At 44.3% G+C, this 15,665-nt stretch carries 10 protein-coding genes; 8 read left to right on the top strand and 2 right to left on the bottom strand.

The window, feature by feature from the left end; genetic code table 11:
• Positions 1-56 precede the first annotated feature (56 nt).
• Together BUB86_RS06985 and BUB86_RS06980 are read left to right on the top strand one after the other, a co-directional pair.
• On the top strand, positions 57-2,114 hold the full coding sequence (locus BUB86_RS06985) for a TonB-dependent receptor plug domain-containing protein (protein WP_073207474.1): 2,058 nt from the start codon (positions 57-59) through the stop codon (positions 2,112-2,114).
• A gap of 48 nt (positions 2,115-2,162) precedes the next feature.
• Entirely contained in the window at positions 2,163-2,921 is a 759-nt protein-coding gene (locus tag BUB86_RS06980; RefSeq protein ID WP_175549431.1) for a DUF4249 domain-containing protein, read from the top strand.
• Here the strand turns inward: BUB86_RS06980 and BUB86_RS06975 are convergent.
• Positions 2,891-3,379: a lipocalin family protein gene (locus tag BUB86_RS06975; protein WP_139261487.1), complete on the bottom strand. Its 489-nt coding sequence runs from the start codon at positions 3,377-3,379 to the stop codon at positions 2,891-2,893. The genes BUB86_RS06980 and BUB86_RS06975 overlap by 31 nt on opposite strands.
• Before the next feature lie 55 nt (positions 3,380-3,434).
• Entirely contained in the window at positions 3,435-4,448 is a 1,014-nt protein-coding gene (locus tag BUB86_RS06970) for an aspartate-semialdehyde dehydrogenase (protein WP_073207464.1), read from the bottom strand.
• A gap of 91 nt (positions 4,449-4,539) precedes the next feature.
• Here BUB86_RS06970 and BUB86_RS06965 point away from each other — a divergent pair, with 91 nt between their 5' ends.
• The 6 genes from BUB86_RS06965 (at position 4,540) to BUB86_RS06940 (ending at position 15,641) form a co-directional block, all read left to right on the top strand.
• Entirely contained in the window at positions 4,540-6,672 is a 2,133-nt protein-coding gene (locus BUB86_RS06965) for a cation:proton antiporter (RefSeq protein ID WP_073207708.1), read from the top strand.
• Positions 6,673-6,678: 6 nt separating this feature from the next.
• Positions 6,679-7,344 carry an ABC transporter ATP-binding protein gene (locus BUB86_RS06960; protein WP_073207461.1) on the top strand — a complete coding sequence of 222 codons (666 nt, stop codon included), beginning with the start codon at positions 6,679-6,681 and terminating at the stop codon, positions 7,342-7,344.
• Positions 7,341-8,186 (top strand): S1 RNA-binding domain-containing protein, encoded by an 846-nt coding sequence (locus BUB86_RS06955; protein WP_073207457.1) that lies wholly within the window; start codon positions 7,341-7,343, stop codon positions 8,184-8,186. Before BUB86_RS06960 ends, BUB86_RS06955 begins: the two co-directional genes overlap by 4 nt.
• A gap of 2 nt (positions 8,187-8,188) precedes the next feature.
• Positions 8,189-10,981, top strand: a complete 2,793-nt coding sequence (locus tag BUB86_RS06950) for a helix-turn-helix domain-containing protein (protein WP_175549430.1) — start codon at positions 8,189-8,191, stop codon at positions 10,979-10,981.
• A 187-nt stretch (positions 10,982-11,168) separates the two neighbouring features.
• The gene (locus tag BUB86_RS06945) at positions 11,169-12,317 is read left to right on the top strand and encodes a glycoside hydrolase family 5 protein (protein WP_254795122.1); all 1,149 of its coding nucleotides are present in this window, start codon (positions 11,169-11,171) and stop codon (positions 12,315-12,317) included.
• Positions 12,318-12,467: 150 nt separating this feature from the next.
• Positions 12,468-15,641 (top strand): SusC/RagA family TonB-linked outer membrane protein, encoded by a 3,174-nt coding sequence (locus tag BUB86_RS06940; RefSeq protein WP_073207444.1) that lies wholly within the window; start codon positions 12,468-12,470, stop codon positions 15,639-15,641.
• The last annotated feature ends 24 nt before the right edge of the window (positions 15,642-15,665 follow it).

Genomic DNA, 15,665 nt, shown 5'->3' with positions numbered 1-15,665 from the left:
GGGCAAAGATAGATATTTTTTTTGGAGTTTCCAAAAAAAACACTTAACTTTGCATCATGTTTGTATCAACATTGCTACTATCAACCCTATTATCGTTGTCAACTGTCCCTACAGATACCCTACGTCAGGAACAGTTGGATGAGGTTGTAGTGAAGTCGAATTCGGCTCGCCAGCGATTAAACCAGATACAAACGGGAGCGGAACAAGTACAGATTAAAGACCTGACAGCTTCGCCGCAACTGTTTGGCGAACAGGATATTATGCGATCGATGCAGCTACTGACGGGCGTGAAGTCAGAGAGCGATGCATCGAGCAGTTTCCAAGTGCGTGGCGGTACTTCGGCACAGAATCAGATCCTGGTGGATATTGCCCCTGTATATAATGTGGGGCATTTGGCCGGACTTTTCTCGGCCTTCAATAGTGATGCACTGGTTTCGGCCACGCTCTATAAGGGATTGCTACCAGCTCAATATGGTGGGGCATCGTCGGCTGTACTGGATATTATCGGAAGAACTGGTAACAAGAGCGAACTACATGGTGGAGCCAGTATCGGATTGCTGGCAGCAAAAGGTACACTCGAAGGGCCAATCGTCAAGGATAAAGCGTCGTTCCTTGTTACGGCTCGCCGCTCGTATATGGACATGTTTCTGAAGCTGTCGCCTGATTTTAGGCACAATACCCTGTATTTCTACGATATCAATGCCAAGGCCGATTGGACCATCAATCAGAATAACCAACTGTTTCTGAGTTTCTTTACTGGTAAAGATCGTACGGCTATCGATGAGATGGTGGATATCCGTTGGAATAATCTGTCGGCTAGTTTGAAGTGGCTGCATCATTTCAGTGGCAACTCCTACGCCCAGTCTACAGCCTACTATAGTGGCTATCAGACTGATAATGGTATCGACTTTATGGGGATGAATATCTGGTTCTCGGGTCATATCCGTCAGGTAGGATTCCGTCAGGATTTACACTTGAATCTAGGTCGTTATGTGATGGAAACGGGATTCCAGACGGCTCTGCTGAATGTGAAATCGGCAGAGTGGAAACAGGTAACGCTACACGAAAAGGAACAACGCCGGGCATGGGATAATGCTGCTTGGGTGAACGTTGTGGCACCACTGACAGAGAAGCTTGACGTGTCGGCAGGTTTGCGGCTCAGCTTGTTCTCGCCACTTGGCGGTTCGTTGTATTACGACATAGAACAGGATGGCACCATCGGCTGGTATTATAACTATGGTAAGAACCAGATAGTTAAAACCCACACCACGCTTGAGCCACGCCTCTCTATCAACTATCATCTATCACCCGTCACCTCTATCAAAGTAGGCTATACCCGTACGTCGCAGAATGTGCATGCCTTGCGTAATCAGAGTACATCTACACCATTCGACCGCTATACTATGAGTAGCAACATCGTAGAGCCGGAGGTGGCCGACCAAATAAGTGGTGGCGTGTTTGTGATGACGCCTAATCAAGACTATGATTTCTCGGTAGAGGCATATTATAGACAAATAAACAATGTGCTTGATTATCGTGATGGAAAATCGTTTGCCAGTGAAATTGAGATAGAACGATTGCTGTTGGCCGGCAAGGGTAAGGGGTACGGACTGGAGTTTAGTGCCCGTAAGAACAACGGTAAGTTAACGGGTTGGATAGGCTACACGCTGTCGTGGTCGAAAACCAAGATTGACGGCATCAATAATGGCAAATGGTATGATGCTAATAACGATCGCCGTCATGACATCAACATCGTGGCTATGTATCGCCTGAATAAGCGTTGGACTTTTAACGCGTCGTGGGTATACAATAGTGGTCAAGCCTTTACTGCTCCAAGTGGAAAGTATATGATAGAGGACAATTGGATATACTACTATACTGAGCGTAACGGCTATCGTGCACCTGCCTCACACCACCTGGATGTGAGTGCCGTGTGGAGCAAGCAATACAGAAAGCGTACTCACCAACTGGTGTTGGGTATCTATAATCTGTATAATCGTTATAATCCCTTCCTCATTAACTTCGAGGATGGCGAGTATGGCGCTGGCACCAAAGCTACCCAGTATTCTCTGTTTGGCATCGTGCCTAGTGTATCGTTTAACATTAAATTCTGATGCCCTATGGTTAAGAGATATGTGCTTATGTTCTTCTGCTTGATAAGTATGATTTCCTGCAAAAAGGAAATTGTTATAGACTACCACGAAGCTGATTCGCGTTACGTGGTTGAAGGAAACATATCTGCTACGGGCTCTGAAATACGTGTTAGCAAGACCAACGCGATGGACAATAACTCAACGGGTAGCGATGTTGATAATGCCACGGTGGTGATAACAGGCGATGACGGTACTCGCGCCACCATTCCATTTGTAAGGAATGGGTATTATCGCTCAAAGTTTAAGGCCGTTGCTGGCACTGAGTACCTATTGGAAGTTGATGTAGACGGGCATCATTTCTCTTCTACATCAACCATGCAGCGTACACCAAAGATGAACGAGTTCAGACTGGTGCGGAAGAAGATGCTAACAGAACGTTATCTGTTTGGCGACCTGCGATTGCAGGATATCCCCAATGAAACTAACTGGTACTTTATGCACATCTATCGTAATGGTATCGGATATCGTTGGGCTGTGATGAAAGATGATAAGAATCCTAATAAGGAGTTGCAGCAATTGTTCACCTTCTTCCGTGATGGCGAAAAAGGTAGCGATGTGTTGCAGGATGGCGATGTGCTGAAGATTGTGATTCGCGCCATCGACCAGCGAGCCTACGATTATCTGTACTCCATGCAGCAAATGTCGAGTACGGGTACTAATCCTATAGATAACTTTACAGGGGGATGTCTAGGCTACTTTTCAGCCTACAACGAGATAGAATATCATCAGAGTTTCTACTACAGCGATGTAGTAGAGGATGAAGAATAATAACCGCCACTTTCATTACTCAACTTGCGGATAATGAAAGTGACGGTTATGTTATGCTGTTCCTCTTCGTAACGAAAACGGATAGAGGTGTCGCTAAACTCAACGACTTGAGCTAGAATGGTACGCTTGATACCATCGGTGTCTATGTATTGCAATTTGAGATTATTATTGTCGCACTGATAGTCGCCCTCATAGATGATTCGGCCATAGTCGTCGTATGCAGAGAAAGACCCCTTGCGTACCATACCATTATAAGCTCCATCGCCACGAAACACAAACTGATCGTAGGTGAAGTTGTCTGGTTCTAACTCAGTGTTGCCTTCTATCACCACATCGCCTTCGCCCCAGCCGCGTTGCCAAGTGCCAACAATCATTTCGCCCAATCGGCGCCCGTCGTCGTCGCCTCCACCGCAAGAGGATAAAGTGAATAGTGAACAGTGAATAGTGAATAGTATCATTAAACTATTCACAAGGTGTTTTGCTATAATCTTACTATTCACTATTCGTTATTCACTATTTTACGTTTCCTACCTTTACCAGATATTCTGCAATCTGAACGGCGTTCAGGGCGGCACCCTTACGGATCTGGTCGCCCGACAGCCAGAAGGTAAGACCATTTTCGTCGCTGATATCCTTACGAACACGTCCTACGTAAACATCGTCCTTGCCAGCTGTTTCGAGTGGCATGGGGTAGGTGAGTGTTGCAGGATCATCTTTCAGTGTACAGCCAGGAGCAGCGGCGATAGCCTTCTGTGCCTCCTCAACGCTAATGGGCTTCTCGGTCTCAATCCAAACACTCTCAGAGTGAGAGCGCAGCGAGCTTACACGCACGCACATGGCCGAGCACTTGGCGTCGGTATGCATAATCTTGCGGGTCTCGTTGAACATCTTCATCTCCTCCTTGGTATATCCGTTGGGTTGGAATACGTCAATCTGTGGAATCACATTGTAAGCCAACTGATGGGCAAACTTCTTAACGGTCTTTACCTCGCCATCCTCTACCATTTCCTTGTACTGCTGCTGCAGTTCGGCCATGGCGGCGGCACCTGCACCTGAAGCACTTTGATATGATGCAACATGAATGCGCTTGATGTGAGAAATCTTCTCCAGAGGCTGCAGTACTACTACCATCATGATGGTGGTGCAGTTAGGGTTGGCAATGATACCACGTGGGCGGTTCAAAGCATCCTCGGCATTGCACTCGGGAACAACCAAGGGTACATCGTCGTCCATACGGAAAGCACTCGAGTTGTCAATCATTACAGCACCGTACTTAGTGATGGTCTCAGCAAATTCCTTTGATGTACCAGCACCTGCTGATGTGAACGCGATATCCACATCCTTAAAGTCGTCGTTGTGCTGCAGAAGTTTCACCTCAATCTCCTTACCCTTGAAGTTGTACTTAGTACCAGCACTACGCTCTGATCCAAACAACACCAGTTCATCCATTGGGAAATTTCTCTCGGCGAGAATGCGCAGGAATTCCTGTCCTACGGCTCCACTCGCACCTACAATTGCTACTTTCATCTTGCTAAATCCTTTAATTGGTTACAATTTGGCCGCAAAATTATGTTTTTTTTTTCATTTTACCAAAAAAATGCCTACCTTTGTAGCCAAAATGACATTATTATTATCATATTTGCCGATTACAGACCCAACTTTTATCTTTTTTGTGGTGCTGATGATCATTCTGTTTGCTCCTATTGTGATGAGTAAACTTAGAATTCCGCATATCATCGGTATGGTGCTTGCTGGTATCGCTATCGGTCAATATGGATTTAATATACTAGAGCGTGATAACTCGTTTGAGCTCTTCGGGCGTGTAGGTCTGTACTACATTATGTTTCTGGCCGGTCTCGAGATGGATATGGAGGGCGTGAAGAAACACTCGCGTAGATTCCTGCTATTTGGTCTGCTTACCTGCTTCATTCCGCTGATACTTACCTATATCATGTCGATGACAATTCTAGATTATTCGGCATCGGCATCGTTCCTGTTGGGATGTATTATGGCATCTAACACTCTGATTGCCTATCCAATCATCGGTCGATATGGCTTGCAGCGTCATCAGAGCGTGGCCTTGAGTGTGGGCTCATCTATGATATCACTCTTTATGGCACTGGTCATGTTGGCCGCTCTTTCCGGGTCGTTTAGCAAGGATAGTAACTGGCTATTTTGGGTGATGTTTGTGGTAAAGTTTGCCACCTTCTGTGTGGGTAGTGTCATTTTGATACCTAAGCTCACCCGCTACTTCCTGCGTCGATATAGTGATGCCGTCATGCAGTATATCTTTGTCATGGCGGTTATGTTCCTGAGTGCAGCCCTCTCATCGCTCATTGGCATCGAGGGTGTGTTTGGTGCTTTCTTCTCTGGTCTTATATTAAATAGGTATATACCACGTGTGTCGCCCCTTATGAACCGCATTGAGTTCATCGGCAACGCCCTGTTTATCCCTTATTTCCTGATTGGTGTGGGCATGCTCATCAATCTGCGCACGTTGTTTACCAGCGTTCAGGTGGTGTGGGTTGTGGCGCTCATTGTGTTCTTCGGCACCTTCGGCAAAGCCATAGCTGCGTATATGTGTAGTCTGCTTTTCCGTTTGTCAAAAGCCGATGGTCACATGATGTTCGGCTTGACTTCGGCCCATGCTGCAGGTGCCATTGCTATGGTGATGGTAGGTATTCGACTAGAGGTGGCTCCTGGCGAGTATCTTGTAGGCGATGATATGTTGAACGGTATCATCATGATGATTCTGTTTACCTGTATCATCAGTACCATGATGACCGAGCATGCCTCAAAGCAGATTATCATTCAGGAGAAGACTCATCTGCAGACCGATGCGCCTAAGGACGACGACGAGAAGATTCTGCTCTGCGTAAAATATCCTGAGATTGCACCGCATCTGCTTTATCTGTCGATGTTTATGCGCAATCAGCGATTGAATCGCGATTTGGTGGCGCTTAATGTGGTTTACGACGATCAGAACAGCAATGCTGCTCGCGAAGAGGGATTGCGACTGCTGGAACAATTGCAACAAACTGCCAGCGCCAGCGATGTGAATGTGCAGACTCAGGTCCGTTTGGCTACTAATATTGCCAACGGCATTAAACATGCTTTCCGTGAGTTTGCCTGTTCTGAGATTATCATGGGTATGCACGTGCATACTGATATCAACCCAAGGTTCTGGGGTGAGTTCATACAGAGTTTGTATAATGGTTTGAACCGTCAGATTATTCTGATGCGTTTTGTTCAGCCCATGCCCACGTTGCGTCGTATCCGTGTAGCTGTTCCTTCGCGAGCCGAGTTTGAACCAGGGTTCAATCGCTGGTTGGAACGATTGAGCCGTTTAGCTGGTCAGCTGGATTGTCGCATACAGTTCCATGGCCGTCACGAGAGTCTGGAGCTTATCAAGCAATACATCAACAACCGTCATCCCAATGTTCGGGCTGATTATACCTATATGGCTCATTGGAACGAGTTACCCCAGTTGGCGGCCGATATCGATGAAGACCATCTGTTTGTAGTAGTTACTGCCCGTAAGGGTACCATTTCATATAAGACAGCGCTTGAGCGATTGCCAGATGAGTTGCAGAAGCATTTCTCTGGCAAGAATCTGATGATCATCTTCCCCGATCAGCATGGTGATACCAAGGATGAGCGCATGAGCTTTACCGAAGCACAGCACCATGAGGAGAATAGTATCTACGATACCATCTTGCGCTGGATACATCAGAAGAAGGTGAAAAATTGAGAAATTATGATTGATATAAAGAATATTACTAAGAGCTTTGGCTCATTACAAGTACTTAAAGGCATCGACCTTCATATAGATAAGGGCGAGGTTGTAAGTATTGTAGGCCCAAGTGGTGCCGGAAAGACAACTCTGCTGCAGATTATCGGCACACTTGATCGCCCTGACAGCGGACAAGTCATCGTAGATGGCATCGATACCAGTAATCTCTCTACCAGGAAACTGTCTGATTTCCGTAACCAGCATTTGGGTTTTGTATTCCAGTTTCATCAGCTGTTGCCCGAGTTTACTGCTATAGAGAATATCATGATTCCGGCTTATATCGCCGGCACTTCGCCCAAAAAGGCCAAACAGCGTGCACAAGAATTGTTGCAGTTTATGGGCTTGGCTGATCGTGCGGCCCATAAGCCTAACGAACTCTCTGGTGGTGAGAAACAGCGAGTGGCTGTGGCTCGTGCGCTGGTTAACAATCCTGCAGTCATCCTGGCTGATGAACCATCGGGCTCTCTCGACACTAAGAACAAGGAAGAACTCCACCAGTTGTTCTTCGACCTTCGTAATCAGTTCGGTCAGACTTTCGTCATCGTTACCCACGATGAACAGTTGGCTACCATTACTGATAGAACAATCCATTTAAAGGATGGACTTATTTTGCCGCAGGAAAAACTATGATCAAACTTGGCGATTTTAATAATCTAAAGATAGTTAAGTCCGTAGATTTCGGACTTTACTTGGACGGAGGCGATGAAGGTGAAATTCTGCTTCCGCAGCGTTATGTTACCAACGATATGAAGATTGGTGACGAGATAACAGTGTTTATTTATCTTGACCAGGAAGAACGGCCTGTGGCTACTACAGAGAAACCTTATGCTAAGGTAGGTGAATTTGTGAGTCTTGAGGTGGCTTGGGTCAATCAGTTTGGTGCCTTTCTCAATTGGGGCTTGATGAAGGACATCTTCTGTCCTTTCCGTGAGCAGAAAAAGCGCATGGAGCAAGGGCAGCGTCACATTGTTTATATTAAGGTTGATGAGGACAGCTATCGATTAATGGCTACTGCCAAGGTCGAGAAGTATCTTACTACACCAACTATTAATGACCTGCCACAGCTCCAGCATGGCGTCGAGGTTGATATTCTTGTGTGGCAAAAGACCGACCTAGGTTTTAAGGTTATCGTTAATAATAAGTTCCAAGGTTTGGTGTTCGAGAATCAGATATTCCAACCTTTGCATAGTGGTATGAGGTTGAAAGCATACATAGATCATGTTCGCCAAGACGGTAAGATTGATATTGTGCTACAGCAAACTGGTCGTCAGCAGACGCTCGACTTTGCCGAGACCTTGCTGCGTTATCTCTACGAGAACGACGGCTATTGCAATCTTGGTGATAAATCGCCTGCTGAACTCATCTACGACCGTTTCCAGGTTTCTAAGAAGGCCTACAAGAAAGCCGTAGGAGATTTGTATAAACGTAGATTGATAACTATAGCTGATGATGGTATATACCTGGCTAAATGAAGTTGAGTAAACTGATAGATTGTCGCAACTGGCCGATATTCCTGCTGAGGGTAGGTTTATTGGTATGCGTGATGGTAGTAAATAGTACTGCCAGTATGGCATTGCGTACTGCCGATTTTACAATTTCGCATTTAGGAAAAGCAGAAGGACTTGATAATCAGCGTATTTTCTCTGTTTGTCAGTCTTCATCAGGGGCCATTTGGTGGTCGTCTCTAAAGGGTGTCGGCCGTTTCAATGGTTCCAAGGTTAGAACTTATCGACTTGATGACAAAGTACCTTTTAATCACTTGGGCGGCAGAGTGATACATGTAACTGCAGAGTCAAAAGAGGTATATGCTTTCGACAATCGCGGTTCCTTGTTTAAATTCAATGTCAGTCTTGACAGGTTTGAACTGATTGCTCAAATATCAAAGAAACTTGGTTATGAGGTAGCCCTTAATGATATACAGCTAACTGATCGTGGGATATATCTGGCTTTGCACGATGGTGTTTATATTCTGACAGACAATTCTTTTAGGCAGATTGTAAAGGGTATCTATGTAAACAATATTGTTGCCACAAAAGATAGACTGCTTTTTTGTGCCCGCGAAGGTGTTTTCAATGAAAAAGGTCGAAAGTTGCTTACTTATAATACGGAGAGTGCTTATTATGATGAACTATCGGGCAAATTGTGGTTGGGTGGCTATGAAAACGGTCTACATGTTGTTACGTTTGGACGTGATGGCCGTGTTTCCACCGATCAGTTTGTCAGCCTAACAGGAGGATTGATTCATGGAAATCCTATTCGCAGTATCTGTCCGTACGACGATGATACGATGCTTGTAGGATCTGATGGTGAAGGCGTTTGGCAGATGTCGCGTGATGGTCGTGGTGAGTGCTCCTTATTGTTCGATGCCAACGAAACAAATCATGGAGTGCTGCATGGAAATGGAGTTTACAGTATGGTCGTTGACTCCTGGAAAAACATTGTGATAGGTACCTATTCAGGAGGTATTGACATTGCACGTCCAATAGGTAGTACAATAGCTATCTTTCGGCATACTGCAAACGATCGCGAAACTCTTTCGAACGACCATGTGAATACCGTGATGCCTCTTTCTGATGATTTAGTTCTGATGGGTACTGATAATGGTATCAGTATTTATAATCAAACCACTGGTCAATGGCGTCACAGTTGTCAAGGAATTGTAGTCTTGAGTGCCACTAAACACCCCGATGGAACTGTTCTCGTGTCAACTTATGGTAAGGGCATTTATGTGATAGATTCTCAGGCTCAAGTTCGTCACATTTATACCGTTAATAATAGCACGCTAAAGGATAATCATGTTTATGCAACTTATCATGATAAAAATGGAAACTGGTGGGTGGGTAGTCTTAATGGCGATTTAATTCAGAAATCCAGTAGTGGCGTAATTCGCTGTTATCCTATACACGATGTGCAGGCTATTACACAGTTGGCTTCAGGACAGATTGCTATAGGAACCGCATTCGGCTTGAAACTTGTTACGCCCGACAATGATGAGATAAAGGATTTGAATTATGCGCCCGCTGGAGTTACTGATGTTAATCCGTTTGTAACCCATCTGTTGGCTTTGGGGCCGGAGTTGTGGATTGCTACTGATGGTGGAGGTGTTTATGTCTATCACATGACCAAACGCCAAAGTCGTCAACTTACCGTTGATAATGGTCTCCCATCTAATTATGTCAGAAGTCTGGTTAAGGGGAAAGACGGACGTATCTGGATAGCAACCGATGAAGGCTTGGCGTATGTAAAGACAGATGAGTCATATACCATCGTAAACGTGAACTATTGCTATGGCTTAGATCGTGAATATTCGCGTGGTGCAGTTCAGAATCTGCCAAATGGCGATATTGTCTTTGGCTCTACTACTGGAGCTGTAGTTGTGCATCCTGAGGGCGTTCAGCCTCTTAATTACAAGACAAAACTTGTGATTTTAGGTGTGAATTATATAAAATCTGATAATGATTTAGGTCATATCGATTTAGCCATGGTTCAGGAGCAACGCATCTATCTGTCTTATAGTCAGCGCACCTTCGATGTGTTGTTTGAGAGCGTTAATATGCGTCATCACTATGATATTTCCTATCGCTATAAAATCGATGACGGTGAGTGGAGTCAGCCTACTGATCAGCAGTCTATCCGTTTTGTCAGTATGGAGCCAGGACGGCATCTGCTTACAATTCAGTGTACTAGTCGTACTTGTGGTGAGGTGGTTGACACACAGCAACTTATTATAACCATTGGTCGCCCTTGGTGGAATAGTTGGTGGATGTGGTGTGTTTATATCGCGTTATTGCTGTTAACATTTTGGGGAGCTTGGCGTGTGTACCGACTTCAAGAGAAGTATATGCGACTGTCTATTGACTATCTGCAACTGATGCAACAGGTTCCATCATCATCTTCCGCATCTTCGCCTAAAGAATTGCTTGCAGAAACGGATGTTGCTATAGAGGATAATGACAGCGGTAGAGACTTTGTTGACAGAGCTACGCGTTTGATTGTAGAGAATTTGAGTGACTCAGAGTTCTCTATCGATCGTCTTTGCCGTGAGATGGCTATGAGTCGGACGCTATTCTACGTCAAACTTAAGTCGTATACAGGAAAATCACCCCAAGACTTTATACGAATTATTCGATTAGAGCATGCTGCTGCTTTATTGCGTAGTGGACGTAGTGTTACCGAAGTGTCTGCTCTTTCTGGATTTGATAATCCTAAGTATTTCAGCACTGTATTTAAGAAGTATTTTGGGGTGTCGCCTTCAAAATATCAGTAGAAATCTACCTTTACATTGTTACAAAAGGTTTGAATCTCGACGTTTGAGAGTTTTCAAACCTTTTTTTGAATGCACTCAAACCATTCCTATATATATTGGTTGTATCTTTGCACCCGCTTAAAACCAATAAAAAGAATGATCAATAGTTATGAAAAGGAAATGGATTAGTTTGTGGTATGGCCTACTGATGGCTGCCATCATTCCTGTAGCTGTTACAGCCCAGCCCACAGCAAAGGAATGGAACAAAGATGTGGTGGGTTGGAATCTAGGCAACCAGTTTGAGTGCTCGGCTCCAGGACAAGATGGTGAGTCAATGTTTATTGGTATGCCCGACAATAGTATCAAAGCTGAAACGTCATGGGGAAATCCTGTAGTGACGAAAAAAACTATCAAGGCAGTAAAGGATGCTGGTTTTAATGCTGTGCGTATTCCTATCCGTTGGCAGTGTCACATTACGAATGCTGCGGCTATGAGTATAGATAAAGCATGGTTGACGCGTGTCAAGGAGGTTGTAGACTGGTGTCTGGCTAACAATCTGAAGGTGATTATCAACACTCATCATGAAAAGTGGTTAGAGGGTCGTCCCACCAACCAGTATAAGGAAGAGAATAATCAGAAATTGGCTTTATTGTGGTTGAATATAGCTAGTGAATTTGCAAAGTACGACTATCGTGTGGCCTTTGCTGGGACTAATGAAGTGCATATTAAGGACAACTGGGGTAAACCAGAAGCTGAGAACCTGGCCGTACAAAACTCTTATAATCAGACTTTTATTGATGTGGTACGTGCTACAGGTGGTAATAATACCAAACGTCATCTTATTGTGCAGACATATGTGTGCAATCCTGACTTCGGAATTAATAACGGCGATTTCATTATCCCAACCGATGTTGAAGGTAATGGACTTGATTATATGAGTGTAGAGTTTCATTATTATACTCCTTGGGACTATGCAGGCGAATGTAAGTATAACTATTGGGGAGTATCTAATAAAGATAAGGGGGAGATTTCGCCTAATGACGAGAATAGCATGACCGATTTTTTTGATCGCGTAGTTGATACTTGGAGTAACAAAGGTCTTGGTATCGTAGTAGGCGAGTGGGGAGTTACTGATCGGCAGAAGAGTGGACAGACCGATCTGATTCATGAGAATATGACCTATTATTGCCGATTCTTAGTAAGCGAAACCCGTAAGCGTGGCTTCTCAACTTTTGTTTGGGATAACAATAGCTTTGGTAGTGGCTCTGAACATTTCGGTATATTCGATCGTAATAAAGGTATGAAAGTAAAGGCTGTCTGGACATTGCAGGGTATTATGGAAGGTAAAGGGGTATAAAAACTATCAATAATAGGTTTGATTACTATCACATTTCTGTATTCAAACCTTATTTTGAGTGTGTTCAAACCCGTCTTTATCTGAATACAGATATCTTTGCACCCAAATAAATCAACGATTATTTCATATTAACTCAAAACAAAAATCAAAATGAACAAAAAGAGAATGTTTCTATGTCTGCTTGGTGCATGCATGATGATGGCTCCACTCTCGGCTATGGCTGAGGCGGCAAGTCGTGCAGAACTCGCAGCAGCTCCAAACGACCAGGTTATATCTGGTACTGTTGTGGATGCAGATGGTCCAATGATTGGTGCAACCGTCAAAGTGGCTGGAACAAACAATGCAACAGTGACCGATTTGGATGGTCGCTTTTCTTTGAAATGCCAACCTGGTGATCTTCTTGAAGTTAGTTACGTGGGTTTTTCAACCAAGAAAGTCAAGGCTCATCAGGGTATGAAAATTGTAATGGAGGAGGACAAAACCGTTCTTAGCGAGGTAGTTGTAACTGCTCTTGGTATTAAGCGTGAACGTAAGGCACTTGGTTATGGTGTTGCCGAGGTAAAAGGTGAAGAACTTACCAAAGCCAAGGAGACAAATGTCATTAACTCACTTTCGGGTAAGGTGGCTGGTCTTGTAGTTCAGAATACTGCCGGTGGCGCTTCTGGTTCTACGCGTGTACTCCTGCGTGGTAATACTGAGATTAGTGGTAATAACCAGCCATTATACGTTATCGATGGTGTGCCCTTGGATAACACAAACTTTGGTAGTGCAGGCACCGAGGGTGGTTACGATCTGGGTGATGGTATTTCGGCAATCAACCCTGACGATATCGAGAATATGACTGTGTTGAAGGGTCCTGCAGCTTCAGCTCTGTATGGTAGCCGTGCTTCTCATGGTGTGATTCTGATTACTACTAAGAAGGCAGAAAAGGATAAAGTAAGTGTAGAGTACAATGGCTCGCTTACTATCGACAAGCAGTTGGCAAAGTGGGATAATATTCAGCAGGTGTATGGTATGGGTTATGGTGGCGCATATAGTCGTACTGCCACCACAGGAACCAATTCAAGTTGGGGAGCAAAAGCCGACAATTTCCTTGTGGAGTACTTTGACCACGAGAAACGTCCGTTTATGATGTATCCAAACAACACAAGCGAATTCTTCCGTACTGGTCTTACTGCTCAGAATACAGCCATATTGTCTGTTAACTCTGGCAAAACCGGTGTTCGTTTCTCTGTTACTGATATGCGTAATAAAGATATCTTGCCTAATACGCACATGAGTCGTGACAACTTTAACCTGCGTGTAACAACCTCTGCAGGTCCTGTTGATCTTGACTTTACTGCCAACTACACTCGTGAGGACGTTAAGAACCGCCCAGCCCTCGGCGACTCGCAGAGCAACGTAGGTAAGAATCTGATGACATTGGCCAATACCTATAATCAAGAGTGGCTGAAGAATTATCAGACGTCTGAAGGTGAATATGCTAACTGGAATGGTAATGACCAGTATAACAAGAATCCATATTGGGATCTTTATAAGAATGAGAATACCACAGCTAAGGATGTGTTCCGTCTGACAGGTAAAGCAATATGGAATATCACCGATCACTTGAAGTTGCAGGGAACCATTGGTACAGATATGAACTATATGGATTTCGAAGACTTCATCTGTATGACTACTCCGGGAAAGATGGCCGGACAGCTGCAAAACCAGAAGTACACCAACCGTACATTGAATGCAGAACTCCTTGCTCTCTATAATAATACATTTGGTAATTTTGATGTAAACGCTACGTTGGGTGGTAATATCTTTAAAGTAAACAATAAGACTGACATCTTTACTGGAATGGACCAGCAGATGAAGGATGTTGTTGCTATCATGAACTACGCAGAGCAGAGCATACAGCAGAATACATATAAGAAACAAATCAATTCAATATTTGGATCTGCCAGTGTAGGATACCAGCATACTTATTATCTGGAGGCAACTGTTCGCGGTGATAAGTCGTCAACCCTGCCTGTTACTAATAATGTATATGTATATCCCTCATTCTCTGGTAGCATTGTGTTCTCAGAGTTTATTAAGAACAAGAATCTGATTAACTATGGTAAGATTCGTGCTTCGTGGGCACAGGTAGGTAGCGATACCGATCCTTATCAGCTTGCACTTAACTACTCTACGGCTAAATATTCGTATGGCGGTTTTGTTATCGGTATGATCAATAACAATACACAGCCCAACAAGGACTTGAAGCCTACACGTACCAACTCTTTTGAACTCGGTTTGGAGATGAAGTTCTTTAAGGGACGTTTAGGACTTGACTTTACATACTACAATCAGTTGTCTAAAGACCAGATCATCGCTCTGGCTTCGTCGTCGACCTCAGGTTATAATTATCAGCTTGTCAATGCTGGAGAAATTGAGAATAAGGGTATTGAACTTGCTCTCAATGGTCGTGTACTTCAGTTAGGCGACTTTGCATGGGATGCAGGTGTAAACTTCTCAAAGAACACTAATAAGGTTAAATCTCTTATTGATGGTATGGACTACTTTGAACTGGAGAAGGCAACCTGGTGTGGTGTTAGTGTAGGTGCCGAGGTTGGTAAGAACTATGGTAGTATTATCGGAAAAGACTTCAAGCGTACCGATGATGGACAGCTCATCATTAATCCTGAGAGTGGTCTGCCATATGTTGACGATAAGACACATACCCTCGGCAATGCATCGTGGGATTGGACAGGTGGTTTCTACTCTACGTTCACTTACAAGAATTTCCGACTCTCTGCCGGTTTCGACGTAAAAGTTGGCGCTGACCTGTTCTCAATGTCAATGCGTTCTGCCTATTCTACAGGAAAAGCAAGCGAGACTCTTGCTGGTCGTGAGGAATGGTATCGTTCTGAAGAGAACCGTAAGGCTGCCAATATGACAATCGAAGAGTGGCGAGCTGCAGGCAAGTGCGAGGGACTCGTTGTGCCTGGTGTCATTCAGAACGCTGATGGTACTTATCGTGAAAATAATATCGCAGTTAATCCAGAGTCATACTGGAAGAGTGCTGCCGATAATGCACCTTCAATGTTTATTTACGACAACTCGTATGTAAAGTGTCGTGAGATAACATTTGGTTATACCTTCCCAGAGAAGTGGTTGGGCAAGGCTGTGAAGAGCCTCAGTGTATCGTTTGTTGCACGTAACCCATTCATCGTATGGAAGAATATTCCGAATATTGATCCAGACTCAGGTTACAATACTTCTGGTCTTGGTCTTGAGTATGGTTCGCTGCCTTCACGTCGCAGCTATGGTTTCAATGTTAACGTCAAATTCTAATTAGGAGGGATATAATATGATTTC

It is taken from the genome of Xylanibacter ruminicola, assembly GCF_900142525.1.
In the GTDB taxonomy this organism is placed as follows: domain Bacteria; phylum Bacteroidota; class Bacteroidia; order Bacteroidales; family Bacteroidaceae; genus Prevotella; species Prevotella ruminicola_A.
The sequence above is the reverse complement of the archived record's forward strand: the minus strand, read 5'-3'. Positions and strand labels throughout refer to the sequence as shown.